This is a genomic window from Acinetobacter sp. ANC_7634, from assembly GCF_056779875.1.
Map to the genome: position 1 here is coordinate 1 of NZ_JBWYIT010000014.1, position 25,499 is coordinate 25,499.

General features: G+C 39.2%; 23 protein-coding genes. 15 read left to right on the forward strand and 8 right to left on the reverse strand.

What is annotated here, in order from left to right; translation table 11 throughout:
• The 5 genes from AC1M9A_RS12900 to AC1M9A_RS12920 all read left to right on the forward strand — a co-directional run.
• On the forward strand, positions 1 to 118 hold a 118-nt coding region (locus tag AC1M9A_RS12900), incomplete at its 5' end, for a hypothetical protein (RefSeq protein ID WP_481610377.1).
• A gap of 48 nt (positions 119 to 166) precedes the next feature.
• Positions 167 to 946 (forward strand): 3-oxoadipate enol-lactonase, encoded by a 780-nt coding sequence (pcaD, locus tag AC1M9A_RS12905; protein WP_481610355.1) that lies wholly within the window; start codon positions 167 to 169, stop codon positions 944 to 946.
• Positions 947 to 1,128: 182 nt separating this feature from the next.
• Positions 1,129 to 2,790, forward strand: coding sequence for a phosphoethanolamine transferase (locus tag AC1M9A_RS12910; RefSeq protein ID WP_481610356.1), 1,662 nt, complete (start codon positions 1,129 to 1,131; stop codon positions 2,788 to 2,790).
• A 13-nt stretch (positions 2,791 to 2,803) separates the two neighbouring features.
• Entirely contained in the window at positions 2,804 to 3,484 is a 681-nt protein-coding gene (locus AC1M9A_RS12915; RefSeq protein ID WP_092768381.1) for a response regulator transcription factor, read from the forward strand.
• A gap of 15 nt (positions 3,485 to 3,499) precedes the next feature.
• Complete coding sequence (locus AC1M9A_RS12920) at positions 3,500 to 4,813, forward strand: ATP-binding protein (protein ID WP_481610357.1); 1,314 nt, start codon at positions 3,500 to 3,502, stop codon at positions 4,811 to 4,813.
• A gap of 4 nt (positions 4,814 to 4,817) precedes the next feature.
• Here the strand turns inward: AC1M9A_RS12920 and AC1M9A_RS12925 are convergent, their stop codons facing one another.
• Positions 4,818 to 5,396: a phosphatase PAP2 family protein gene (locus tag AC1M9A_RS12925; RefSeq protein ID WP_481598005.1), complete on the reverse strand. Its 579-nt coding sequence runs from the start codon at positions 5,394 to 5,396 to the stop codon at positions 4,818 to 4,820.
• A gap of 242 nt (positions 5,397 to 5,638) precedes the next feature.
• On the opposite strand from AC1M9A_RS12925, the gene AC1M9A_RS12930 reads away from it, so the two are divergent.
• Positions 5,639 to 6,511: an alpha/beta hydrolase gene (locus AC1M9A_RS12930; protein WP_481589522.1), complete on the forward strand. Its 873-nt coding sequence runs from the start codon at positions 5,639 to 5,641 to the stop codon at positions 6,509 to 6,511.
• Between the two features lie 4 nt (positions 6,512 to 6,515).
• Here AC1M9A_RS12930 and AC1M9A_RS12935 read toward each other — a convergent pair whose 3' ends face one another.
• The gene (locus AC1M9A_RS12935; RefSeq protein WP_481610358.1) at positions 6,516 to 7,133 is read right to left on the reverse strand and encodes a TetR/AcrR family transcriptional regulator; all 618 of its coding nucleotides are present in this window, start codon (positions 7,131 to 7,133) and stop codon (positions 6,516 to 6,518) included.
• A gap of 104 nt (positions 7,134 to 7,237) precedes the next feature.
• On the opposite strand from AC1M9A_RS12935, the gene AC1M9A_RS12940 reads away from it, so the two are divergent.
• On the forward strand, positions 7,238 to 8,593 hold the full coding sequence (locus tag AC1M9A_RS12940; protein ID WP_213032621.1) for a flavin-containing monooxygenase: 1,356 nt from the start codon (positions 7,238 to 7,240) through the stop codon (positions 8,591 to 8,593).
• A gap of 113 nt (positions 8,594 to 8,706) precedes the next feature.
• A complete protein-coding gene (locus tag AC1M9A_RS12945) occupies positions 8,707 to 10,329 on the forward strand; it encodes a long-chain-fatty-acid--CoA ligase (protein ID WP_481610359.1) in 1,623 nt (540 codons plus the stop codon).
• A gap of 60 nt (positions 10,330 to 10,389) precedes the next feature.
• Here AC1M9A_RS12945 and AC1M9A_RS12950 read toward each other — a convergent pair whose 3' ends face one another.
• From AC1M9A_RS12950 to AC1M9A_RS12970, 5 genes are all read right to left on the reverse strand, one after another.
• On the reverse strand, positions 10,390 to 11,706 hold the full coding sequence (locus tag AC1M9A_RS12950) for a flavin monoamine oxidase family protein (protein ID WP_481610360.1): 1,317 nt from the start codon (positions 11,704 to 11,706) through the stop codon (positions 10,390 to 10,392).
• Between the two features lie 182 nt (positions 11,707 to 11,888).
• Entirely contained in the window at positions 11,889 to 12,887 is a 999-nt protein-coding gene (cysK, locus tag AC1M9A_RS12955) for a cysteine synthase A (protein ID WP_481610361.1), read from the reverse strand.
• 122 nt (positions 12,888 to 13,009) lie between these two features.
• Positions 13,010 to 13,684 carry a class I SAM-dependent methyltransferase gene (locus tag AC1M9A_RS12960; protein ID WP_481610362.1) on the reverse strand — a complete coding sequence of 225 codons (675 nt, stop codon included), beginning with the start codon at positions 13,682 to 13,684 and terminating at the stop codon, positions 13,010 to 13,012.
• A 98-nt stretch (positions 13,685 to 13,782) separates the two neighbouring features.
• On the reverse strand, positions 13,783 to 15,474 hold the full coding sequence (locus AC1M9A_RS12965) for an AMP-binding protein (protein WP_481610363.1): 1,692 nt from the start codon (positions 15,472 to 15,474) through the stop codon (positions 13,783 to 13,785).
• Positions 15,475 to 15,576: 102 nt separating this feature from the next.
• Positions 15,577 to 16,203: a TetR/AcrR family transcriptional regulator gene (locus AC1M9A_RS12970; protein WP_092768402.1), complete on the reverse strand. Its 627-nt coding sequence runs from the start codon at positions 16,201 to 16,203 to the stop codon at positions 15,577 to 15,579.
• Positions 16,204 to 16,348: 145 nt separating this feature from the next.
• Here AC1M9A_RS12970 and AC1M9A_RS12975 point away from each other — a divergent pair, with 145 nt between their 5' ends.
• The 7 genes from AC1M9A_RS12975 (at position 16,349) to AC1M9A_RS13005 (ending at position 24,324) form a co-directional block, all read left to right on the forward strand.
• A complete protein-coding gene (locus tag AC1M9A_RS12975; protein ID WP_092768404.1) occupies positions 16,349 to 17,521 on the forward strand; it encodes an isovaleryl-CoA dehydrogenase in 1,173 nt (390 codons plus the stop codon).
• Positions 17,522 to 17,547: 26 nt separating this feature from the next.
• On the forward strand, positions 17,548 to 19,149 hold the full coding sequence (locus tag AC1M9A_RS12980; RefSeq protein ID WP_092768407.1) for a carboxyl transferase domain-containing protein: 1,602 nt from the start codon (positions 17,548 to 17,550) through the stop codon (positions 19,147 to 19,149).
• Between the two features lie 12 nt (positions 19,150 to 19,161).
• Positions 19,162 to 19,962 (forward strand): enoyl-CoA hydratase/isomerase family protein, encoded by an 801-nt coding sequence (locus AC1M9A_RS12985; RefSeq protein WP_481610364.1) that lies wholly within the window; start codon positions 19,162 to 19,164, stop codon positions 19,960 to 19,962.
• Between the two features lie 13 nt (positions 19,963 to 19,975).
• The gene (locus tag AC1M9A_RS12990; RefSeq protein WP_481610365.1) at positions 19,976 to 21,970 is read left to right on the forward strand and encodes an acetyl/propionyl/methylcrotonyl-CoA carboxylase subunit alpha; all 1,995 of its coding nucleotides are present in this window, start codon (positions 19,976 to 19,978) and stop codon (positions 21,968 to 21,970) included.
• Positions 21,970 to 22,902, forward strand: a complete 933-nt coding sequence (locus AC1M9A_RS12995; protein ID WP_051586556.1) for a hydroxymethylglutaryl-CoA lyase — start codon at positions 21,970 to 21,972, stop codon at positions 22,900 to 22,902. Before AC1M9A_RS12990 ends, AC1M9A_RS12995 begins: the two co-directional genes overlap by 1 nt.
• 78 nt (positions 22,903 to 22,980) lie before the next feature.
• On the forward strand, positions 22,981 to 23,685 hold the full coding sequence (locus AC1M9A_RS13000) for a CoA transferase subunit A (protein WP_481610366.1): 705 nt from the start codon (positions 22,981 to 22,983) through the stop codon (positions 23,683 to 23,685).
• A 3-nt stretch (positions 23,686 to 23,688) separates the two neighbouring features.
• The gene (locus tag AC1M9A_RS13005) at positions 23,689 to 24,324 is read left to right on the forward strand and encodes a CoA transferase subunit B (RefSeq protein ID WP_481610367.1); all 636 of its coding nucleotides are present in this window, start codon (positions 23,689 to 23,691) and stop codon (positions 24,322 to 24,324) included.
• Between the two features lie 39 nt (positions 24,325 to 24,363).
• Here AC1M9A_RS13005 and AC1M9A_RS13010 read toward each other — a convergent pair whose 3' ends face one another.
• Positions 24,364 to 25,455, reverse strand: a complete 1,092-nt coding sequence (locus AC1M9A_RS13010; protein WP_481610368.1) for a phospholipase A — start codon at positions 25,453 to 25,455, stop codon at positions 24,364 to 24,366.
• Positions 25,456 to 25,499: the final 44 nt, after the last annotated feature.

The window sequence follows — 25,499 nt, forward strand, 5'->3', positions numbered from 1 at the left end:
TGCGCGTTTGGTGACGACTGCACTGAATCAACTTGAAGCAACTGGTGGCAAATATGCATTGTGCTCTATGTGTATCGGTGTGGGTCAAGGCATCGCTTTAATTATTGAACGTGTTTAACTATTAAAAACCCCCTCCCTTTTATCAAGGGAGGTCGGGAGGGATTCTATGCCTACTTTTTCTTCAAATGATGCGCAAATCAATTATCAAACTTTTGGTGATTCAAGCAAGCCTGCTCTTGTTTTCTCTAACTCTTTAGGGACAAATTTCAGCATGTGGCAATCACAAATTGAGTTTTTTAAAGCTTCTCATTATGTGATTTGTTATGACACGCGTGGTCATGGTGCATCAGACGCGCCTCAAGGTCCATATACCATTGATCAACTTGGTCAAGATGTGGTGAATTTACTCGACCATTTAAATGTTGATAAAGCTGCATTCTGTGGTATTTCGATGGGTGGTTTGACAGGCCAATGGTTAGCGATCAATCATCCTCAACGCTTTAGTCATGTGATTGTGTGTAATACCGCCGCTAAAATTGGCAATGAAAATGCTTGGAATGATCGTGCCGTATTGGTTCGTGAACAAGGTTTAGCACCGATTGCATCAACGGCTGCAGGTCGTTGGTTTACAGATCCCTTTATCCAAAGCAACCCAGCAGTGATTGAAAAACTTTCAAACGACTTAGGAGCTGGCAGCCCTGAAGGTTATGCAAGCTGCTGTGAAGCTTTGGCTAAGGCGGATGTACGTGAACAACTCAAACAGATTTCGATTCCTGTATTGATTATTGCAGGTCAACAAGACCCTGTGACCACTGTGGCAGATGGTCAGTTTATGCAAGCAGCGATTGCGGGTAGTCAACTTGTTGAGATTAATGCTTCGCACATTTCGAATGTTGAACAACCACAGGCGTTTAACCAGGCTGTGGCTGAATTTATTCAGGCTTAAGTTCAGAACAACTTAAACCTGAACTCAGGAAACATCACTTGTCACGGGTGACTCATCTTGACGCTTTGCCAGATTGCTCCACCAGTCTGGTTTTTTTTATGCCCTAGACTTCAATCATTTATTCAGTAAATTTTAAGAAATAAAACCTAATCTCAGCGTAGTTAAATATTAGAACTCATCGTATGCGCTACACATCTATCATTCAGCAATGGAAAAAACCAACGATAAGCCTAGCACTATTCAATTTAGTACTCTCAGTATGGGTTGGCATTGGTTTAAATATTGCGTTCTACAAACAACTTACTTCACTCACACCTTATCAAGGTTATCCAGCAATTCTTTTTTTACTAGGCTCAACTGTTTTAATCACAGCCGCTTATTTTTTTATTTTCAATCTTATTCATTGGAGATCGAACGTAAAGATATTTGCAGGTATCTGGATTGTATTAGGCGGTATGTCCGCATATTTTGTAAATAATTTAGGCATTATTATCAATGCTGATCAGATTCAAAATCTGATGCAAACCAATACGATGGAAGCACTTGATCTGATAAATATAAGATTAGTTGTTTGGGTCCTATTTTTTATTTTGGTTCCTCTTTATTTTATTTATTGGGTGAATATCAAAAAATCAACGTTTTCTCATACCCTTTGCAGGAAAATGTTACACAGTGCAATCAGTTTAGTTTTAGTGTTAGGTTGCGCTTATTTATATTATGTTGACTATGCAGCTATTTTTAGAGAAAACAGAGAGTTGAAAGGGATGATCAGTCCTCAAAACGTCGTTGCAGCGTCCTTCAGTTATTATAAACATCTTCAACCTCCCAAAAATACGACTATTCACCCCTACGGACGTGATGCACACCAATTTATTCAAACGGCGACCCATCAAACTCCAAAACTGATGGTTTTAGTGATAGGAGAAACAGCACGTGCAGAAAGTTTTCAGTTGAATGGATATGATCGAGCTACAAATCCAGAATTACGCAAATTAAATATAATCAATTTTCGTAACGTCAGTTCCTGTGGTACTGCAACGGCGGTATCCGTACCTTGTTTATTTTCTGGTATGACTCGACAAGCATATACAGAAAAAGTCGCAAGACAACGGGAGAACTTACTCGATATTATTCAACGCGCGGGCTACAAAGTAACGTGGATCAATAACAATTCAGGATGCAAAGAGGTTTGTAATCGGGTTGAGCGTTATGAAATTCCCGAATCTATTCGTAAGCAATGGTGCGATTCTAAGGGTGAATGTAAAGATGAAATATTGATTGATAGCCTTAATGCCTATATTCAAGCCATTCCCAAAAATGATAAAACGCCAAGACTTATCGTACTCCATCAAATGGGAAGTCACGGCCCAGCTTACTATAAACGGTCCACTCATCAATACACACCCTTTCAGCCGACCTGTAACACCAGCGCAATTCAGGGATGTAGTCAACAAGCTCTGATCAATACATATGATAATTCAATTGTATATACAGACCATATTCTCGCTTCGACAATCAATTTATTAAACAAACAAACTCAATTTCAATCCGCTTTATGGTATTTATCAGATCATGGTGAATCCACGGGTGAACATGGAATGTATTTACATGGCGCCCCTTATCAAATTGCACCATCACAACAAACTCATGTTCCGATGATCATGTGGTTTTCAACAGCATGGCGAAAACATCAAGCGTCAACTGTACGATGCATTGAATCTCGGAAAAATGATGTACTAAGCCAAGACAATGTCTTTCACACCATGCTAAGTTTATTAAATATTCATACTACAACATTACAACCCGCATTAGACCTCAGCCAACAATGCAAACCTCAATTATAGAACAGAGCCTAATATGAATAAAATCCTGATGATTGAAGATGACTTTATGATTGCAGAGTCATCTCAAAAGTTGCTCCAATATCAATCATTTGAAGTAGTCTGGGTCAATAATGGCATCGATGGCTTAAAACAATTAAATCAACAAGCATTTGATTTAGTGCTGCTCGATCTTGGATTACCTATGATGGATGGCATGCAAGTACTCAAACATCTTCGCTCACTATTTCCTTCAATTCCTGTACTCATTATTTCAGCAAGAGATCAACTTCAGCACCGTATCGATGGATTAAATCAAGGCGCTGATGATTATCTAGTAAAACCATACGAGTTTGAGGAGTTATTAGCGCGTATTCACGCCATACTCAGACGTGCATCTCAACAAAATACACCCCAGATAAAACAAATTTTAGAATTTGGCGGACTCAGGTTAGATCTTGAACAACATATCGCGAGTTTTGAAAATCAGACGGTTGAGTTTTCAAACCGTGAGTGGGCTTTATTAATTCCACTCTTAACTTATCCAAATAAGATTTTTTCGAAGTCTAATCTTGAAGAAAAACTGTATGATATTGAAAATGAAATCAGCAGTAATACCATTGAAGTCTATATTCATCGCATACGCTCAAAATTAGGTAAAAATTTTATTCGTAATGTGCGAGGATTAGGTTATCGGCTAGGTCAGCCTACACCATAAAACAAGAATTGATACATGACGCAACCCTACTCTTTACAAAAGCAACTTGTTGTATTTACATCAATTTTTAGTGTGGTAATGGGATGTATATTGGTTTTTTCAGCCTATAGAACAGCTTTAGAAGAAACAAATGAAATACTTGATGCTCAGCTGAAAAATCTGGCAGAGCGCGTTGCAAAATTTAATCCAGATCCTATAAAGAGTAAATTTTCACATTTAAAACAGTACCATGAAGAAGATTTATTTGTAGATGTTTGGGCCTATGACCAACAATCACATTTACACGAAAAGTTTAAACAGTTGGTTGAGCCAGTTGCTAAGTCAGGTTTTTATCATCACACTAATCATTATGGTAAATGGCATACCTATGTGATTCCATTGAAAACTGTTCAAGTCCAAGTGAGCCAACAAGACTCTGTTCGACAAGCTTTAGCCATAGAGCTCGCAATCAACATGTTTTTACCTTATTTAATCATTATGCCTTTCGCGATTTATGGCTTAGGTTTTATAATTAGAAGAAATTTTGCTCCATTTGAGCAATTTAAATCCGAATTAAGTACACGTAAACCAAATGAGCTGACCGTAATTGACCCTCAACAGTACCCTATTGAGCTAGTACCCAGCATTCAAGCGATCAATCAATTATTTCAAAGGATCTCTGATGCCCAACAAGAACAAAAACAATTTATTGCAGACGCCGCTCACGAATTAAGAACACCAATTACAGCATTAAATCTTCAAACTAAAATTTTACTCAAAGAGCTCCCCCATCACGAATCGTTAATCAAAATGAATAATGGTTTACATCGAACTCAGCATTTGGTCGGACAGCTTTTAAATCTCGCTCAACAAGATTCATTGAATGCCAGTAACGAGAAAAAAATGAGTATTCGGTTAGATGAACGTGCTTATCAATCTATTGAACAATTGATTCATTTAGCCTTAGCCAAAGAAATCGATTTAGGTATGGAACGTTATGAACACGTTCAAATTATAAATTACTCATCTGCTATAGATTCAATATTAACCAACTTAATAGAGAATGCGATTAAATACACGCCTCCCAATGGCATCATTAATGTTTCGACATTTCAAGAGAATGATATAGCGATCATTCAAGTGGAAGATAGTGGCCCAGGAATTTCAGCAGATCTCTATGAACGTATTAAAAAAAGATTTTATCGAGTTGAGCAACATCAAGAAATTGGTAGTGGCTTAGGTTTATCAATTGTTGAAAAAGCGGTAGAACGTATGGGGGGTAATCTTATCTTTGATCGCAGCCCTCAATTAGGTGGTTTATTGGTGAGAGTGGAAATTAAACTACATTAATTGCTTAGGCTAATTTAACCTTATCTTTTAGACTAAATATTACGACATTGAACATCCAAATCAACCAACCTGTCCAAAGATTATGACTAAAAAAATGTGCACCTCTAAGCATTTGCGTCCATCCCATAAGCATTCCCAAGAGAATTGCACTCAATAAGTAAAATTGAGCTAATTTGCTTTTTTTGCTCCTGAACACAAAATACCCACTCAATAATGCAAAACCTGCAGAAGCATGACCTCCAGGAAAACAATGCCCAACTTTACTACTGAGACTCCAGACAACTGTCATTCCCTGAGGTTGAGCTGCATCCCATGGACACATCAAGTTCGACTGTGATTTGAACAACGCTATTAAAATAATTGAAATTAAAGCAACTGCAAAAATTGTGATGTAATTTTTAGAGGTTTCCAAACGTTGATTTCTCGATTTGGGATGAGCAACCATGACTGCAGATATCAGCATACTGCAGTACATCGCGATTAGCACATATTTAACCCATTCATGCCCGACCACACTTGGCCAAAATGCATCTTTTAAATAGAACACTCCTTTTGAATTTAAGCCTAATTGAATCAATTTCATGTCGACTGCACCATGTACTGGAAATAGATTGACCAAAATGAAATAGCTCAAGATTAAGGCGAAACATTGCTTGCGATAGAAAAAACTCATACGAATACATCGAATAAAAATGTATTTAAATCAATCAGGCTTAAAACTTTCTGAACGATTTGACATCAAATAGACTTTTATACTGCATAACGATATGCTTAAACCAACCTGAGTTGGGTTTTAAAAATAAAAAAGTGTTAAGGAAAACCACGATGCAAACTCAAGAATTACTTATTCCGAATGGCAACTATCAAATCCAAGCGGATTTTTATATGCCAGTGCCGATCACAAAAGATTCTAGTATCATCATTATGGCTCATGGCTTGGGTGGAGAAAAAAGCTGTGGCTTAAACTCTTTCGCTGAAGCTTATGCTGAATTGGGATATAACGTATGCGTATTTGATCATTCTGGTTTTGGATTAAGCAGTGGTCCTGTTCAGCATCTTGTTGATAAAAATAGTCAACTTCAGGATTGGAAAGTCGTTATCGACTATATTCAAACCCGATTCTACATCTCGAAAAAAAATATCATTTTATGGGGGTATTCGTTCAGTGGTGCGCATGTTCTAACATTAGCAAGTGAACACACCTTTAAAGCAGTGATCTCTAATTTTCCACACGTTGATGGTTTAGCGAGCTTGACGCTGTATCCGAAAAAATATTTATTGCCTGCAACCATGATTGCATTACAAGATTTAGCCCTAGCAAAAATAGGTAGAGTCAAAACCATGCCTGTAGTTGCAAAAGATCGGTTTGCTATTTTGGCGGGTGAAGATTGCTATGATGCCTATTATCGACTGATCCCAGATGGGATGCATTGGAAAAATGCTGTACCAGCTCGAATCGTTGCAACTATTGGTTTATACCGACCAACAATGATCGTTCATAAAATTCAATGCCCTGTTTTTGTGTCAGGTGCGGAACTAGATTCACTTATTCCTATCAAAGCAACACGTAAACTCGCACAAAAACTAAAACAAGGTGAATATCGTGAGTTCGTCTGCGGTCACTTCGATCTATTCCATTCGCCCGTTTTTGATCAACTCATCGCAGCGCATCAACATTTTTTGGAAAAACTAAAATAAACTTTTAAAGTTGGTAGTTATATCCCTTACTGCTTAAGTAAAATTCACTGATGAAATGGCATTCTTTTAGAATGTCATCAGTGACTTGTTGATGCTGATAGTAGCTGTGTTTCATTAATGAAAAAACCATTTCAACCAAATACACCGCTTCCTCTTTTCTATTCAATTTCAGCGGATGTACTTTCTGCTCAAATACCGCTTGTAAATCATGAGCAATCTTCTCAATGACGATTTCCTGTAAATTAAAACCATCAACATGTACTGGCCCACCCAAAATCAAAATACTTGCAGCAGGATTTGAATTGTAGAACTCAGCCACCTTAGAAATTAGATCAAAACAAATATCACGTGTTGACCAAGTTTGATAGCACTCATTTTTAAACAAAACATAGGCCTGCAGTTCATCTAAATAACGTTTTACCAATATGCTGAACAAATGATTAACTGTTGGAAAGTATTGATAAATCGTAATCTTAGGAAGATCGGACTGTGCTGCAATTTCGGGAATAGTACAGTGATTGATGCCTTGTTCTTCTAATATTTTCTTTGTTGTTTCTAGTACAAGTTCTAACCTTGCTTTACTTCTTTTTTGTACAGGAAGCTTAATTTCATCAAAAAGCATTTAAAAAAATCCCCTGTCTTGCTGTTTAAAAATAAATCGATTATAGTCATAAAACCAACTATAGTTGGTTATGAATAAAAAGAACATCATTCAAGGATATGAATATGAACACAGTCTGTATCATTGGTGCAGGTCCGTCAGGAATTACGGCTGCTAAAAATTGTCAACAAAATGGTATTGCATACGATATCTTCGAGAAAAATGACAAAGTCGGTGGGAATTGGGTGTTTAATTCTAAAACTGGTCATTCTTCAGTCTATGAGAATACACACATTATTAGCTCGCGTACAATGTCTGAATATGAAGATTATCCAATGCCAGACAGTTACCCTGATTATCCACGACATGATCATCTACAGCAGTATTTTGAAAATTATGCCAAACATTTTGGTGTATATGACAAGATTAAATTTCATCACACCATTCACCATATTCATAAAAATGAAAATAAAAAATGGGTGGTGGATTACACCGATGATCAAGGTAAAGAACAACAGAAAATATATGACTATTTAATGGTTGCAAATGGTCATCACTGGAAACCGAAATACCCTGAGTATGAAGGTGAATTTACTGGCAAGTGGATGCATTCACATGATTTTAAAGGTGTAAATGACGACTGGCGTGGAAAGAAAATTTTAGTCATTGGTGCAGGTAATTCAGGCTGTGATGTTGCCGTAGAATCAGCACGTGTCTCAAAAGATGTGTATATATCGATGCGCAGTCCACAATGGTTTGTTCCAAAATTTATGTTTGGACATCCCGCAGACATACTCGTCAAGTCAATGGAAAAACTTCCGCCCAAAATGCGCCAAAAAATTCTGACCAAATTGGTAAAAGCATTCAGTGGAAATTACGCAGATTTTGGCTTGCCTGTAAATGACAAACCGATGCTGACACAACATCCAACGGCGAACTCTGACTTCATTGACTATGTGCGTCACGGTAAAATCAAACCAAAACCAGCGATCAAGCGTCTCAATGGTAAAATTGTAGAATTCGTCGATGGTACTCAACAAGAGTTTGATATTATTTGTTGTTGTACTGGTTTCTGGACCGTCTTCCCTTTCTTCGATAAAGATTTTATAGATTTCCAACATGCTGAAAAATTACCGCTTTACCGTAAAATGATGCATGCAGAACATGACAATCTTTATTTCATTGGTTTATTCCAGCCACTAGGTTGTATTTGGCCAATTTCAGATCATCAAGCCAATTTGGCATGTCAGGAAATCTTAGGAAAATATAAACGTCCTGCTGATATGAAAAAAGCGATTCAGCATGAGTTAGATCATCCACATTACAACTTTGAAGGCGGTCAACGTCATGCAGCAGAGGTTGACTATAATGACTTCCGCGCTGAACTCGTGTCAGACCTTAAAACTGCTGGTGTCATCATTCCAGAGCGTAAACCTTTGGTTTCAATCCGTAAATTAGTTGGTTCTTTACTGACTGCATAATTTAGTGTATTTCTAGGTCATCAGTGAGTGTTACGTTAATCGTGAGCACTCACCTTACATAAATATAATCAACTCAAAATAAAAACTTAAATGATCAATAGCAGGAGCTTTGCATGCACGGACGTATGATGTTTCAACCTTTATTAATCAGCAGTTTACTAGAACATGCTGCTGAATTTCATAAAGACACCCTGATCGTTTCAAAAAACACCGATGGCTCACTTTACGAAACCAATTGGGGCGATGTATCGGATAATGCTAAACGTGGTGCAAAGGCATTAAATGAACTTAAACTCATTCACGGCGATTGTATTGCAACATTAGCTTGGAACAATCATCGTCATTTAGAGGCTTGGTATGCTATTTCTGGTAGTGGCTTAATCTGTCACACCATTAACCCAAGATTATTTCCAGAACAACTGATTTTCATTATTAATGATGCACAAGATAAAGCGATTATTTTTGATAAAACATTCCTACCTTTGATTACAGGAATAAAAGCACATATTCCACTGGTGCAACATTTCATCTGCTTAGATGCACCTGATGAAAAGATTCGTCAAGCCTTACCCGAAGTCTTGTTCTACGATGATTTAATTGCGGGTCAAACTGCAGAATATACATGGCCTGAATTTGATGAAACCACTGCTAGTTCACTATGTTATACCTCTGGAACAACAGGCAATCCTAAAGGTGCTCTCTATTCTCATCGCTCAACTGTTCTTCACAGTTTAGCGGCCAGCTTACCTGACTCACTCAATCTGTCAGCCAAAGACATTATTTTACCTGTAGTTCCGATGTTTCACGTTCATGCATGGGGAACACCTTATGCCGCAGCGATGGTAGGTGCTTCAATTATATTACCAGGGCCGGGTCTTGATGGTGAGAGTCTAGTTAAACTCATTGATCAATATGAAGTGACTGTTGCACTTGGTGTTCCTACCATTTGGCAAAGCTTGTTGGTCGCTGCAAAAGCAATGAACAGTTCACTGACCTCTTTAAAACGTAATGTGATTGGTGGCTCGGCTTGCCCACCTAGCATGTTAGCCACATTCCGTGATGTATATGATTGTGAAACCATTCATGCATGGGGGATGACTGAAGCTAGTCCACTTGGCACTGCCAATCAATTCAAAGCTAAACATAAACAACTTTCTCAGGATCAACAAGCAAAACTACGTCTTTCCCAAGGTCGCCCGCCGTTTGGAGTCAGGATTCGTTTAGTGTCTGAAGAAATAGGAACCGATCTTGTTCCACATGATGGTGAGACTATTGGTAATTTACAAATCAAAGGACATTGGATTGTTGACAAATACTTTGGTCAGTCCGACTCACCATTGACCAGTGATGGATGGTTTGATACTGGAGATATTGCGTCTATAGATGCTGATGGCTATCTGCATATTAGTGATCGTGCCAAAGACTTGATTAAATCTGGTGGAGAATGGATCTCTTCTGTAGAGCTTGAAAATATCGCAATGGGTCACCCAGAAATTGCGATGGCTGCGGTCATCGCAGCACAACATCCAAAGTGGGATGAAAGACCTGTCTTAATCGCCGTTAAACATCCTAATAGTCAAATCACTGAACAACAACTCATTGATTACTATGCTGATAAAATTGCTAAATGGCAAACTCCAGATAAAGTGATTTTTGTCGATGCCATACCGCTTAGCGGCACTGGAAAAATGCTAAAAAGAAAACTTCGCGAAGAATATGGACATGTATTAATGTGAGTTCAGGTTAATTTCTCAACTCACTCATACTAACTAAATAAAGCTGTAACTGTACATCAGTTACAGCTTTATATTTAAGCCATTACGAATAATTAAATTAGCAGTATCACGACCTGACAGATATGCACCATGCACAGTGCCTGCATAATCGGTATGACAATGTTCACCTGCAAAATATACTTGCGCTGGATGCTCTTTTTTAAAGATCTCTACATCATCTTTAGTATGTTCAACTTTTGGAAAACTAAATGAACCTAAACTAAACGGATCACTTCCCCAGCGGGTAATTATGATGTTCTGAATTTCATTGGAGTGCATGCAAATCTTCAATATTTTCTTGATATATTCATGCACCTGTTGATCCGTTGCTTGATCAACCCATTCTGACTTTGTACCTCCAACGAGAAGTAGATAAGTCGGTTTATTATATAAACGACTAAAATCTAAAATACTATACAGCTCACGCTCATCCCAAAAAAATGCCGTATTGTGTTTAAGTGCATTCCCATTAAATTCTAGAGCTTTTGAAAATTGTATAAATATTTTATTGAAAGATCCAAAACCCAGCTTTTGAATCGATCGGACTAATCCACTAGGCAAAGGCGGCTCAAACTTAATTTTATCTTGCTTTAAAATACCGAGTGGAACTGTCACCACAACTTGAGAACCTGTGTAAAGCTGTCCACATGCTGTTTTTATCTGCACTTGATGAGAGTCATGATCGATTTCAACAATATCTGCATTCGTATGAATCTCTAAATCAGTAGCCAGAACTTTAACAATCTGTTCATAACCTTTTGGAAATATCACTTCATCGCCTGAGAAGTAGCCTTCAAAATCCATAAAATTATGGGCTAATTGCTCTAAATCAGTCGCAAAAGGATCATTGGCAAGCCTTGAGTAATACTGCTTAATTTTTTGTGTGATGACGTCTCGATCAAAATAATGAAGTTGAAAACGTATCGTTCCTAAAACATTCTCAAGTTGCTCAAAAGCGGAGATATCCTGCTCTTTTGATTTATTTTGAAAAACCTTCTGAACATCACGAAGGCATTTTTCAAATTCTAAGCTCTCTTGTTCGGTAAATGGCTGACCATTGGCATGAAAATAATCCACTTGATCATAATTAAAAACTTGAGTATTGATCCGATTGGACTCTGCAATTTTCCATATCGGATTATTATCAATACCATGTATCCATGATGCACCAAGGTCAAAACAATGACCATCAATGTTTTGTGTATGTATTCTCCCACCTATACGATCACGTGCTTCTAAAACAACAACATTAAATCCTGCTGATTTTAAATGCTGAGCACAACTTAATCCTGCAACACCAGCGCCGATAATATAAATAGGATGATTAAAGTCGTTCATTCATTTTTTTATTAGAAAAAATTCGCTTAAAGATATCGCGTTCAAAACTGTGAAAATAGTCGTGTGATGTAATAAATTTAAAATGATTGGTAACTTAAGAAGAGTTAAAAATTGTTTTAATCGAATAAATCACAAAAAAACGGCCATGAAGACCGTTTTTTTAGAATGCTTTGATTTTCTCGTTAATCTGCTGAGATATCTTCAAATAAAACTGAAGATAAATAGCGCTCTCCAGCATCAGGTAAAATCACCACTATGGTTTTACCGGCATTTTCAGGACGTTGAGCAAGTTCATGAGCGGCCGCAAATGCTGCACCACTTGAAATCCCCACAAAAATCCCTTCTTTGATTGCAGATTGACGAGCAAAATCAATTGCAGTTTGATTTTCAATCGCGATAACTTCATCCACCAAATCTAAATCTAGGTTCTTAGGAATAAAGTTTGCACCAATGCCTTGGATTTTATGTGGTCCCGGAGTCAGTGTTTCGCCACGCTTCGCTTGTCCAATAATTGGTGAGTCTGCTGGTTCAACTGCAACTGAGTAAAGGGCTTGATTTTTAACTTTCTCAAAATAACGCGAAATACCAGAGATCGTACCTCCCGTACCTACACCAGCCACTAAAATATCAACCTTACCACCCGTTGCTTCAAAAATTTCAGGTCCAGTTGTAGTTTCATGAATGGCAGGATTTGCTGGGTTTTCAAATTGCTGAGGTAAATAATAAAGCTCTGGGTTCTCAGCAACTAAACGTTCTGCTTCTTGAACAGCACCATTCATCCCTTTAGCTGGATCGGTTAATACTAAATGAGCACCCAATGCTTTGAGTACTTTACGGCGCTCGATACTCATACTTGCAGGCATAGTCAGTGTGATGTCATAACCTTTAGCAGCAGCAACAAAAGCTAGCGCAATCCCTGTATTACCACTCGTCGGTTCAACAATATGCATGCCTGCTTTAAGCACACCACGTTGTTCTGCATCTGCAATCAAAGCAGCACCAACACGGCATTTTACTGAAAATGCTGGGTTACGTGCTTCGACTTTGGCAAGAACTGTAGCCCCACCCTGTATTACACGATTAATGCGAATGAGCGGTGTATTACCAATCGCTTCAGCGTTATTACTGTATACCGCGATTCCACGATTAGAAGTTTGTGGAAATTGAGTCTCTGTGGTCATGAACAATCCTTATATTCATAAAACAATACTTTTATCATAATCCTTTTTCATTTTAGATATATAACCATTTGTAGGATTTTCATATAAGATAAAATGAATAGGTTATTCTAAATATGAAATTATCACTTTACTGCTTTTAATCCATAAAAATTAGACATTTGACAGAAAGTTCTTAAATTTTGATAACCAGCCTGAAGGTATAGATTCTTCATCTCTTTCACTGTCATTAAATTAAAGTCATCATGTATTCTTTCCAACATGACCTGACTTTGTTTTTCACTTAATCCTATTTTTGTCACCAAATTTTTTAATACTAACTGATCATTTGGTTCTTCGAATTGCATCAGATCGAAACTCAGAACCACGCCATCTGGTTTCAAAGCATGGTAAATATCACCTAAAAAACTCTTTTTGCATGCATGTGAAACAAAATGAAAAACCAAAATACTCAATACTGCATCAAAATTTTCAGGATATTTCTGGAGCACCGTCGTGTCACCTTGCAGAATTATGACTCGGTGCATTTGCTGCTTAAACTGAACGATCTGTTTTGTTTTTTCAAGCATCGCTGACGATGGATCAAACACAATAAACTCCGCCTTAGGAAAATGATCTAATAAATAATTCAGTTCAAACCCTGTTCCGCACCCGACAATGGCAATTTTAGCTTCTTCTTTGAGATGAGTTTCAAGTAGCGCCAGTATATGTAGATGCATGAGTTCATATCCTGGTATCAGCTGTCTGATATGCACATCGTAGTTTTCTACGATTTTTGGGTGATCAAAATTCTTTGCCATCTCACTCTTCGACTATTTTTAAAATTAAGCCGAGCTTAGTGAACTAAGTTCGGCTTTGTTATTTTCTGCTTAAAGTTAAAAATATCACTCAATGACGATTAAGCACTCTCATCAAAAATATTGAGTTGCTCACGCATATATTCTTGGAGTTTAAACTTCTGAGCCTTACCAGAAGCAGTCATTGGGAACTCTTTAAGAAAATGTACATATCGTGGCACTTTATTATGTGAGATATTGGCTTTGCAGTAATCTTTGATCACTTGTTCAGAACATTCATGTCCTTCATGCAAAATAATACAAGCACATAACTCTTCGCCATATTTCGGGTCAGGAAGCCCAATGACTTGAACATCGCTAACAGCCGGATGTTTATATAAGAAGTCTTCAATCTCTTTAGGGAATAAATTCTCACCTCCCCGAATCACAACATCTTTAATGCGACCTTTGATTTTGATAAAGCCTTCATCATCCATTTCAGCGATATCACCGGTATGCATCCATTTTGCGACATCTACGACTTCTCGGGTTTTTTCTTCTTCATCCCAATAGCCCAGCATGACTGAGTATCCTCGTACACACAACTCTCCGAGTTTGCCACGAGGCACTACTTTACCGTGTTCATCGACTATTTTAATTTCGATATGTGGATGAACTCGACCAACAGTGCTCACTCGTTGTTCTAGCGAATCTATGATCGAACTTTGTGCGCTTACTGGCGCTGTTTCAGTCATGCCATAACAAATCGTGATATCTCGCATATGCATACGCTCAATGACGCGCTTCATGATTTCTTTTGGACATGGACTGCCAGCCATGATGCCTGTACGTAATGTGGTCAAATCAAATTCGTCAAATTGCTCATGATCAAGCATGGCAATAAACATGGTAGGCACACCATAAGCTGCGGTACATTTCTCTTGTTCAATCGCTTTAAGACTATCAAGAGGATTAAATACAGCTGATGGATAGATCATGGTTGATCCATGTGTAATACAGGCAAGATTACCCATCACCATACCAAAGCAATGAAATAACGGTACAGAAATACAAACTCGATCTTGAGAAGTCAGTTTGATTGCCTCTCCCACAAAATACCCGTTATTCAGAATATTATTGTGTGTCAGCATGGTCCCTTTGGGGCTACCTGTCGTTCCGGAGGTAAACTGGATATTGATGGTTTCATCGAATTGAAGACCAGATGCTATCTCATTAAGTTGATCTAACTGCTCTGAAGTCGGTTCAGCCAATAAATCACTAAAGCGATAAAACCCAGTATGTTGTTGATCATCTATTTTGATCAAATACTTTAAATGCGGCAATTTTTCAGCATTTAAAACGCCATTGGTCGTATGTAAAATTTCTGGTGCAATTTGCGTCAAAATTTCTTGATAATTGGTCGTCTTAAAGGTCGATGCAATGATCAATCCTTTGCAAGATACTCGATTGAGTACGTATTCTAGCTCGTAGCTTTTATACGCAGGATTTAAGTTGACCAAAATAATTCCAGCCTTGAAGGCTGCAAATTGTGCGATCGTCCATTCCACACAATTAGGGGACCAAATCGCTAGACGATCTCCCTTTTCTAAACCGATTTTTAATAAACTACATGCAAAAGCATTTACTTTCTCTTGTAACTGCTGATAGGTCAAACGTACATTTTGATGCACACTGACCACAGCATCCTGATCGGCATATTGTAGGCATGCTTGATCAAATTTATGGCCTATGGTCATACCCAATAAGGGTTGCTCACTGGTGCCATAGGCATAACTGAGTCGTAATTGCGTCATTGAATCACACTCCTTGATTCTATTTTTTTATATCAATCCAATATTTCGTTATTAATTACGCGATTACTCGTTTAAACATGACATCCTTTTGTGTGAATTAAATTAATTTTCCTCCTTTGCCTTAACTGCATTGACACAAAAGTCTGCAATTTGCTTAACGAAATAACCTTTATAACCGTCATCAAACATCACATTACGCGATGGATTTAAAGGTTCAATCACAACGAATGTCATCGCACCAACCACGCATAATGCAGCTGTATTTAAATCTTCAAATTCGAACTCACCATTGACCTTTCCTTCGGCAAGAATCTCCTTAATGGATTGTTTTATCAGTTGCTTACTTCTAAAACGTTCATGCTCAATCGTTGGGTCTACGGGCTCAAACATGAGTGAATATGCAAGTTGAGGGCTATTCAGAGCACGTTTTACGAAAGCAGTGACGGCCTTTGTCAACTTCTCAGTCGAAGTCCAATCATTTTTTGCAATCTGATTCAGAATATCGACCTCACCTTTGATGGCCTGTGAAAGCACTTCAATCAAAATCTGATTTTTGTTCTCAAAATAGCGATAGACCAAACCACTCGAGACACCAGATTTATCTGCAATCGCTTGCACTTGTGCATCTTTAAAACCACCACCCGCAATAAGTTCGCGCGCGGATTGCAGTATCGATTGACGATTTTGCTCCATACGCTCTTGCATCAAAGTGGATCTTTTATAACTCATAATTGTTCACCCAATCAACTAAAATGAATTATAAATCATTTTCTGAATCTATATTCACTTTTTAAAAAAATAACTGTATTGTATTTCTCAAGCAAGGACAAAATGCTTCACTGGAAATAAAAATTAAATTTTAGGATGAATGAAAATGAATTTACAGAGTATCGACTTTGGACTAGACGAAACACTAATCGCTTTACGTGATTCTGTAGCTGCATTCTGTGCAAAGGAAATCGCACCTATTGCTCAACAAGTTGATCAAGACAACTTATTTCCAGCTCACTTATGGAAAAAATTTGGTGATATGGGGTTACTTGGACTTACCGTGAGTGAAGAATACGGTGGTGTCAATCTGGGTTATTTGGCTCATATCATTGTCATGCAGGAAATTTCACGAGCATCTGCTTCCATTGGACTTTCATACGGGGCACATTCAAATCTTTGTGTGAATCAAATTAACCGTAATGGTAGCGAAGAACAAAAACAAAAATATCTTCCTAAATTAATTTCTGGCGAATATGTCGGTGCTTTGGCAATGTCTGAACCGAATGCGGGTTCAGATGTCGTGAGTATGAAATTACGTGCTGAAGATCATGGTGATCACTTTGTACTTAATGGCTCAAAAATGTGGATTACCAATGGTGGAGATGCTGACGTGCTGGTGGTTTACGCCAAAACTGACATCAATGCTGGTGCCAAAGGCATGACTGCTTTCATTATTGAAAAAGGCATGGAAGGCTTTAGTCATGGGAGTCACTTAGACAAACTCGGAATGCGTGGTTCAAATACTTATCCCCTGTTCTTTGACAATGTCAAAGTGCCTAAAGAAAACGTGATGGGTGGTGTGGGTAACGGTACAAAAGTGCTCATGAGTGGATTGGATTACGAACGTGCAGTTCTCAGTGGTGGACCACTAGGCATTATGGATGCATGTTTAGATGTGGTCATCCCATACATTCATGAACGTAAGCAATTCGGTCAATGTTTAGGTGAATTCCAACTCATGCAAGGCAAAATTGCGGATATGTATTCTACATGGTTGGCAAGCAAGGCTTTGGTTTATGCCGTGGGTGCAGCATGTGATAAAGCTGATCATGATCGTGGTTTACGTAAAGATGCAGCAAGTGCCATTCTCTACTCAGCTGAAAAAGCAACCTGGATGGCTGGTGAAGCTATTCAAACCCTTGGGGGCAATGGTTATATCAATGATTACAGCACAGGTCGATTGTGGCGTGATGCCAAACTCTATGAAATCGGTGCAGGAACTTCTGAAATTCGACGCATGTTAATTGGTCGTGAGTTATTCAACGAAACCAAATAATTCAAGTTAATACAAGGAAGTCATTGATGAACGAAATTAAAAGTAAAATCAATCCACGTAGTGAAGAGTTTAAAATCAATCAAGCTGCAATGCTTGAATTGGTCGCAGACTTAAAAAAACAAGCTCAAACCATTGCCTTAGGTGGTGGAGAAAAAGCACGTCAGAAGCATTTAGCACGTGGAAAACTATTACCGCGTGAGCGCATTGATCAACTCATTGATGCAGGAACTGCCTTTCTTGAAATTGGTCAACTCGCTGCTTATCAAGTTTATGCTGACGATGTACCAGCCGCAGGTGTGGTTGCAGGTATTGGTCAAGTGCATGGTGTGACATGCATGATCGTTGCCAATGATGCAACAGTTAAAGGAGGTACATATTATCCTTTAACTGTAAAAAAACATTTACGTGCGCAAGAAATTGCTGAACAAAATCATCTTCCTTGTATTTATATGGTCGACTCAGGCGGTGCATTTCTGCCAATGCAGGATGAAGTATTCCCTGATCGCGATCATTTTGGACGAATTTTTTACAACCAAGCACGCATGTCGAGTAAAGGTATTGCACAAATAGCCGTGGTTATGGGGAGTTGTACTGCGGGTGGCGCATATGTCCCTGCCATGTCCGATGAAACAATTATTGTCCGCAATCAAGGTACGATTTTCCTCGGTGGTCCACCTTTGGTAAAAGCTGCAACAGGTGAAGTGGTGACTGCTGAAGACCTTGGTGGTGGCGATGTTCATACCCGTTTATCTGGTGTCGCAGATCATCTTGCAGAAAGTGATGAGCATGCGATTCAAATTGCACGCAATATTGTTCAAAACCTAAATATCGAACCGAAAGCATTTAAGACCGAAATTGAAGAACCACTTTATAGTGCTGAAGAACTCTATGGTGTCATTCCGAGTGACTCACGCAAACCCTTTGACATCCGTGAAGTGATTGCGCGTATCGTGGATGGTTCAAGACTTGATGAGTTTAAAGCTCGTTTTGGTACAACCTTAATTACAGGTTTTGCATCTATCTACGGCATGAAGGTCGGAATCATTGCCAATAACGGAATTTTATTTTCAGAGTCTGCACAGAAAGGCGCGCATTTCATCGAATTATGTACGCAACGCAATATTCCACTGCTCTTTATCCAAAACATCACAGGCTTCATGGTCGGTCGCCAATATGAAAATGAAGGTATTGCCAAAAATGGAGCCAAATTGGTCATGGCAGTAGCGACCGCAAATGTCCCTAAAATCACCTTGGTGGTCGGTGGTTCTTTTGGTGCAGGCAACTATGGAATGTGCGGTCGAGCATATTCTCCTCGCTTCTTATGGACTTGGCCGAATTCACGTATTTCCGTGATGGGCGGTGAACAAGCTGCTAGTGTTCTCTCCACGATTAAGCGTGATCAAATTGAGCAACGTGGTGAAACCTGGTCAGCTGAAGAAGAAGATCAATTCAAACAACCTTATCGTGATCAATTTGAAAAGCAAGGACACCCTTATTATGCATCTGCACGGTTGTGGGATGACGGTGTGATTGATCCAGCAGAATCACGTCATGTCTTAGGTCTGAGTTTGGCTGCTGCATTGAATGCACCAATTGAACCAACTCAGTTCGGCGTGTTCCGCATGTAAGGAGAAAATGACATGAGTTATGAATTTTTACAGCTTGAAATTGAACGCCAAGTTGCGACCGTATGGATTAATCGTGCTGAATTACACAATGCATTCAATACACAAGTGATAGAAGAGCTGAATCACTGTTTCACAACTTTAAATGCTAATGATGACGTTCGTGTTGTCGTTTTGGCAGGTCGTGGTAAAAGCTTTTCTGCAGGTGCGGACCTCAATTGGATGAAACAAGCAGGTCAAGCAACAAAAGTGGAAAATGAAGAGGATGCATTGAAACTTGCCAAAATGTTACAAAGTTTAGCCACGCTGAAACAACCGACTATCGCTCGTGTCCATGGTATTGCATTTGGCGGCGGCATGGGGCTTGCTTCAGCATGCGATATTTGTGTGGCTTCCGCTGATGCTAAGTTTGCCACTTCAGAAGTGAGATTAGGTTTAGCACCTTCAACGATTAGTCCATACGTGATCCGTGCCATCGGTGCTCGTCAAGCATCTCGATATTTTCTCACTGCTGAACGTATTTCTGCAGAACAAGCAAAGCATATTGGTCTCGTCCATGAAGTTTGTCATCCAGAACAGTTGGATGCCACCGTATCGGAAATCATTGATGCAATTTTGCTTGGTGGCCCTGAAGCTCAAGCTGCATCAAAGTCTTTGATTCGTTTAGTTGATCATCAAGAAGTCACAGAAGATTTACTGATTCAAACCGCTCAACACATTGCGCACGTACGTCAAGGTGATGAAGCTAAAAATGGCTTAACTGCTTTTTTAAATAAACAAAGCCCAGCATGGATTCAAGCAACGGCAGAACAATAAAAAGGGATTCTATATGTTTAAAAAAATTCTCATTGCAAACCGTGGCGAAATTGCATGTCGTGTGATTCGTAGTGCACAAAAATTAGGTATCGCAACGGTTGCAGTTTACTCAGATGCAGATACCCAAGCGCAGCATGTCAAATTAGCGGATGAAGCTATTTATATTGGTGAATCCCCTGCTGCACAAAGTTATTTACAAGCAGATCGTATTATTCAAGCTGCACTCAAAACAGGGGCTGAAGCCATCCATCCAGGTTATGGTTTCCTATCTGAAAATGATCAATTTGCGGAAGCTTGTGAAAAAAACAACATCACCTTTATAGGGCCTCCAGTGGCTGCCATCTTAGCCATGGGATTAAAGGCAACATCTAAAGCATTAATGGAAAAAGCAGGTGTACCTCTCACCCCCGGGTATCATGGTAGCAATCAAGATGCAGATTTCTTAAAACAACAAGCTGATCAGATTGGCTATCCTGTACTGATTAAAGCCAGTGCAGGTGGTGGTGGTAAAGGCATGCGCTTAGTTGAGCGTGCTGAAGACTTTCTTCCTGCACTGAACTCATGCAAAAGTGAAGCGAAATCAAGCTTTGGCAATGATGACGTTCTAATTGAACGTTATGTTGTCAATCCTCGTCATATTGAAGTGCAAGTTTTTGGTGACAAACATGGCAATTATGTTCACCTCTTTGAACGTGATTGCTCTGTGCAGCGCCGTCACCAAAAAGTCCTAGAGGAAGCCCCAGCCCCTAAAATGGCCGAAGTTAAACTCGAAGCGATGCGTGAAGCTGCGATTAATGCTGCCCGAGCAGTAGACTATGTCGGTGCTGGAACGGTTGAGTTCATTGTTGAACAAGATGGTACAGCTTACTTCATGGAAATGAACACTCGCCTTCAAGTTGAACACCCTGTGACGGAAATGATCACAGGACAAGATTTGGTTGAATGGCAATTACGTGTTGCTTATGGTGAACGTTTGCCAAAACAACAGTCTGAATTAAAAATTCATGGCCATGCACTTGAAGCTCGTGTTTATGCAGAAGAGCCAGAGAAAGGATTTCTCCCAGCAATTGGAAAAATTAATTATCTTCATTATCCGACTCAAAATGAATGTGTCCGTGTTGATAGTGGCATTGTGCAAGGTGATGAGATCACAACGTTCTATGATCCAATGATTGCTAAACTCATCGTATGGGGAGAAAATCGTGAAGCAGCACTCGTCCAAATGCATCATGCTTTGAGCCACTTTCATGTCGAAGGCTTAGGCAACAATATTGCATTTTTAGATCGCTTAGTGGCATGTGACTCTTTCAAAAATGCCAATCTAGATACTAATTTAATTCAGCGTGAAGATGAGTTCCTATTTAAAACCACTACTCCTTCTTCGTCTGAAACAATTGTCACAGCAGCATTTATTGAACTGCATTCTCAGTTAAATGAATCCAAGCATACAAGCCATCCAGTTTGGAAAGCAAAACCCCTTTGGAGAAGTAATGTTGATGCGCGTACACCGATAAAACTTGAACATCTCGGACAAACGTATCAAGTTGAATTTATCTCAACTTCACAAGGGTTCGAAGCACAGCTTGATGGCGAAAGCTACGCTATCTCAGGTCAGTTGCTCAATGAAAATCTCATGGCGATCTATACCTCTTTTGGTCAAGAGAAAATCAGTTTTAAAAAAACCAATGATGCGGTCACCCTCTTTAAAAATGGGCAGACTTTTAAATTTGAACTTATCAAAGCTAATTTTAATACAGATGATCAATCCTCATCTGACTCAAATCTAAAAGCGCCAATGCCGGGTGCAGTGACACAAGTATTTGTTTCAGCAAATCAACGTGTAAAAAAAGATGACGTGTTATTAACGTTAGAAGCAATGAAAATGGAATACGCTATACGTGCACCATTTGATGGTGTCGTAGTCGCAGCTTATTTCCAACAAGGTGATCAAGTGAAAGCTGGTGATGAGCTGGTTGAGTTTCAAGCTGCTGAGGAGAATGCGGCATGATGAAAACAACCAATCAAACCACACCAAATCACGATAATTTTGTGAAAATCGTTGAAGTTGGACCTCGTGACGGTCTTCAGAATGAAAAAACACCCTTAACATTCGAAGACAGACGCAATCTTATTCTTGATTTGATGAAAACTGGTTTGAAGAATATCGAAGTCGGTTCTTGTGTATCTGCAAAGTGGGTACCTCAAATGGCAGAAAGTGATCAACTCTATGCCAGCCTACCACATGATGAAGATATCCAGTTCAGCTTACTGACACCAAACCTTAAGGGATTTGAGTCAGCTTTAGCTGTAGGTTGTAAAGAAGTTGCGGTTTTCACCGCTGCTTCTGAAAGCTTCACTCAAAAGAATATAAATTGTTCAATTGAGGAAAGTTTTGAGAAGTTTGCTGATGTATTACAGCTTGCTCAACAACATGATATTAAAGTACGCGGATATGTTTCATGTATCGTCGACTGCCCTTATGAAGGTCCAATTGATCCATCTAAGGTTGCTGAAGTCAGTGCAAAGTTAATTGATCTAGGTTGCTACGAAGTATCCTTGGGTGAAACCATCGGCACAGCTACACCTGATCGTGTTTCCAAAGTTTGGAATGCATGTTTGGAACGAATTGAACCACAACTTTTAGCTGGTCATTTTCACAATACCTACGGCATGGCAATTGCCAATATCTATCAATCACTGACACAAGGCATCCGCATATTTGACTCATCGATTGCAGGACTTGGCGGTTGTCCTTATGCAAAAGGTGCTTCGGGTAATGTATCCACTGAAGACTTATTTTATCTCTTGTCCAATATGGGCTATGAAACTGGCATTGACCTAGATGCCCTGATGCTTGCGAGTCGTAACATTAGTCAAGTTTTGCAACGAAACAATCCATCTAACTATGCCAATGCGTATTGGCAAAAAAAATGTGCTTAGTACGTATCAGCATTATGAAATGATGAAGATCGGAAGCTGATTCAGGATGAACAAAATAAAAATACAATGAGGTGTTCAATGACGAACAAAGTGTATGAAAGTGCTGAAAGTGCACTGAACGATATCATTCAAGATGGTCAAACCTTAGCTGTTGGTGGTTTTGGCTTATGTGGTATTCCTGAGGCTTTGATTGCTGCCCTGAAACAAACAGGAGCTAAAGAGCTGACTTGTATTTCAAACAATGCAGGTGTAGATGGTTTTGGTTTGGGATTACTACTCGAAACAAAACAAATTAAAAAAATGATCTCGTCCTATGTCGGAGAAAATAAAGAATTTGAGCGACAATACTTAAATGGTGAACTTGAAGTCGAGCTAACCCCTCAAGGCACTTTGGCTGAAAAACTCCGTGCTGGTGGAGCTGGGATTCCTGCATTTTTCACCCAAACAGGCGTAGGTACGTTGATTGCAGAAGGTAAAGAAGTGCGTGAGTTCAATGGTAAAGAATATATTTTAGAACCCTCTTTAACTGCAGATGTCGCTTTGGTCAAAGCGTATAAAGCAGATAAGGCAGGTAACCTAATCTTTAGGAAAACAGCTCAAAATTTTAATCCCGTTTGTGCGATGGCTGGGAAAATTACAGTCGCTGAAGTTGAGGAAATTGTAGAGATCGGTGAGCTCGATCCCGATTCAATACATTTGCCTGGCATTTATGTAAATCGTATCGTTCTTAACACCGCACCAGAAAAAAGAATCGAACAAATGACCTTAAAGGCGGAGGCATAAGTTATGGCATGGACGCGTAATGAAATGGCACAACGAGCTGCCTTGGAACTCGAAGATGGGTTTTATGTCAATTTAGGGATTGGATTGCCAACATTGGTTGCGAACTATATTCCTGAAAATATCAATGTTTGGCTCCAATCTGAAAATGGTTTGCTGGGAATTGGCGAATTTCCAACAAAAGAAAGCGTAGATGCTGACCTGATTAATGCGGGTAAGCAAACTGTTACGGCGCGAGCAGGCGCTGCATTTTTTTCCAGTGCTGATTCATTTGCCATGATCCGTGGTGGGCACGTGAATATAGCTATACTTGGCGCTATGGAAGTCTCTGAGCAAGGTGATCTTGCGAATTGGATGATTCCAGGGAAAAAAGTCAAAGGTATGGGTGGAGCAATGGATTTGGTGGCTGGCGTACAAAAAGTCGTCGTGCTAATGGAACATTGTGCCAAAGATGGCACCCCAAAAATTGTTCCGCAATGTTCACTGCCCCTTACAGGTAAAGCAGTCGTTCATCGCGTGATTACAGATCTAGGGGTTTTGGATATCACGCCTCAAGGGGTAAAACTGATAGAACTGGCTCATGACGTCAACTTTGATGAGATACAGAAAGTGACTGGAGTTCCCCTAATTCAATCGCAATAAGATCGCTAAAAAAACCACGCCTAAGCGTGGTTTTTTTATTTAGAAAGCATTCATTAAAGAGACGCCAATACCCGCATAGGTAGCACGATGATTATAATCAATCAAACTCTCACCATACCCATCGAATAATTGAAAATGACCTCTAAGTTTGCCACTGATTGGAAATGCCCAATCAAATTGAACAGCTCCTCGAGAATCATCCCCACCCTTAAGTGAATGTCTTAACATCAAACTAAAATCATGATCATTCCAACGGTAAAAAGTCGTTAAATCACCACGACCAATATAGTTTTTAATGTCAGGATTGTTATCATCATTGAAATCTTCTTCGATTCGATACCAAGGTCGAATCATCATAGCGAAATTATCACGCTCAAATCCTAAGTTCAACATCACACGGTTCCAACTACGTGATAAAGGATCCGAACGTCCATTTGATTGATGATTCAGCGTTAAACCGAGTAAGCGACCATTTAAACCTAAAAATTCATAGTTGGTTCTAAACACAATACTTGCTTCAGGTTCATAATTCGTTTCACGAAATGGTCGTGATTCTTCAGAGTTGTAAACCTGCCAACGAGATGACTGGGTATAACCTAACCAAATATCGCCATTATTCCCGATTAAGTTTTCAACAGCTTTGGTTTTGAGTGAAATTTGAAACTTAGACTCTAAAGACTTTAAATTTTGATCATCTTCTACGGTGTTTTGAGGATTTGGGCTCGATGGAAATTCGTTCTTATCAGACGTCCAAAATGCAGGAAGTAAATAGACAGGTTGATGTGCACGTATATTCCATGTACCTAATTTACTGTCTTCAGCCAATTCCCATCGTTTATCAAGCAACGATGAATTCGGTGTAATTACAGGACCTTCCACCGAAAACAAGTTTTCAACTTTTTGTTCGATTTTAGACTTTAAATCCTGTGGTTCAACCTGCGGTGCTGGTATTTCACGCGCAGCCTGACGCTCAGAAACATAAGCAGGTTGCTCAAGTTCAGGGGCTTTGAACAACGCATCATAACAGGCTAAACGCTCTGCATTTGAATCAAGTGCAATGCACGCTTGTGGTGACGCTGGATTCGCTGGTACCACATCTGTTGCCCAAACTGTCTGTATAGGCAAACACATAAACGACGACACACCCAACCATATTGGTGAACGTTTTATTCTAT

Bases quoted from the DNA above. Each gene is read 5' to 3' on its own strand.
- AC1M9A_RS13010 (WP_481610368.1), bottom strand. From the start codon at position 25,455: ATGTGTTTGCCTATACAGACAGTTTGGGCAACAGATGTGGTACCAGCG.
- AC1M9A_RS12985 (WP_481610364.1), top strand. From the start codon at position 19,162: ATGAGTTATGAATTTTTACAGCTTGAAATTGAACGCCAAGTTGCGACC.
- AC1M9A_RS13005 (WP_481610367.1), top strand. From the start codon at position 23,689: ATGGCATGGACGCGTAATGAAATGGCACAACGAGCTGCCTTGGAACTC.
- AC1M9A_RS12965 (WP_481610363.1), bottom strand. From the start codon at position 15,474: ATGACGCAATTACGACTCAGTTATGCCTATGGCACCAGTGAGCAACCC.
- AC1M9A_RS12925 (WP_481598005.1), bottom strand. From the start codon at position 5,396: ATGAAATTGATTCAATTAGGCTTAAATTCAAAAGGAGTGTTCTATTTA.
- AC1M9A_RS12975 (WP_092768404.1), top strand. From the start codon at position 16,349: ATGAATTTACAGAGTATCGACTTTGGACTAGACGAAACACTAATCGCT.
- AC1M9A_RS12930 (WP_481589522.1), top strand. From the start codon at position 5,639: ATGCAAACTCAAGAATTACTTATTCCGAATGGCAACTATCAAATCCAA.
- AC1M9A_RS12970 (WP_092768402.1), bottom strand. From the start codon at position 16,203: ATGAGTTATAAAAGATCCACTTTGATGCAAGAGCGTATGGAGCAAAAT.
- AC1M9A_RS12990 (WP_481610365.1), top strand. From the start codon at position 19,976: ATGTTTAAAAAAATTCTCATTGCAAACCGTGGCGAAATTGCATGTCGT.
- AC1M9A_RS12960 (WP_481610362.1), bottom strand. From the start codon at position 13,684: ATGGCAAAGAATTTTGATCACCCAAAAATCGTAGAAAACTACGATGTG.
- AC1M9A_RS12920 (WP_481610357.1), top strand. From the start codon at position 3,500: ATGACGCAACCCTACTCTTTACAAAAGCAACTTGTTGTATTTACATCA.
- AC1M9A_RS12940 (WP_213032621.1), top strand. From the start codon at position 7,238: ATGAACACAGTCTGTATCATTGGTGCAGGTCCGTCAGGAATTACGGCT.
- AC1M9A_RS12980 (WP_092768407.1), top strand. From the start codon at position 17,548: ATGAACGAAATTAAAAGTAAAATCAATCCACGTAGTGAAGAGTTTAAA.
- AC1M9A_RS12950 (WP_481610360.1), bottom strand. From the start codon at position 11,706: ATGAACGACTTTAATCATCCTATTTATATTATCGGCGCTGGTGTTGCA.
- AC1M9A_RS12995 (WP_051586556.1), top strand. From the start codon at position 21,970: ATGAAAACAACCAATCAAACCACACCAAATCACGATAATTTTGTGAAA.
- AC1M9A_RS12910 (WP_481610356.1), top strand. From the start codon at position 1,129: ATGCGCTACACATCTATCATTCAGCAATGGAAAAAACCAACGATAAGC.
- pcaD (WP_481610355.1), top strand. From the start codon at position 167: ATGCCTACTTTTTCTTCAAATGATGCGCAAATCAATTATCAAACTTTT.
- cysK (WP_481610361.1), bottom strand. From the start codon at position 12,887: ATGACCACAGAGACTCAATTTCCACAAACTTCTAATCGTGGAATCGCG.
- AC1M9A_RS12935 (WP_481610358.1), bottom strand. From the start codon at position 7,133: ATGCTTTTTGATGAAATTAAGCTTCCTGTACAAAAAAGAAGTAAAGCA.
- AC1M9A_RS12945 (WP_481610359.1), top strand. From the start codon at position 8,707: ATGCACGGACGTATGATGTTTCAACCTTTATTAATCAGCAGTTTACTA.
- AC1M9A_RS12915 (WP_092768381.1), top strand. From the start codon at position 2,804: ATGAATAAAATCCTGATGATTGAAGATGACTTTATGATTGCAGAGTCA.
- AC1M9A_RS13000 (WP_481610366.1), top strand. From the start codon at position 22,981: ATGACGAACAAAGTGTATGAAAGTGCTGAAAGTGCACTGAACGATATC.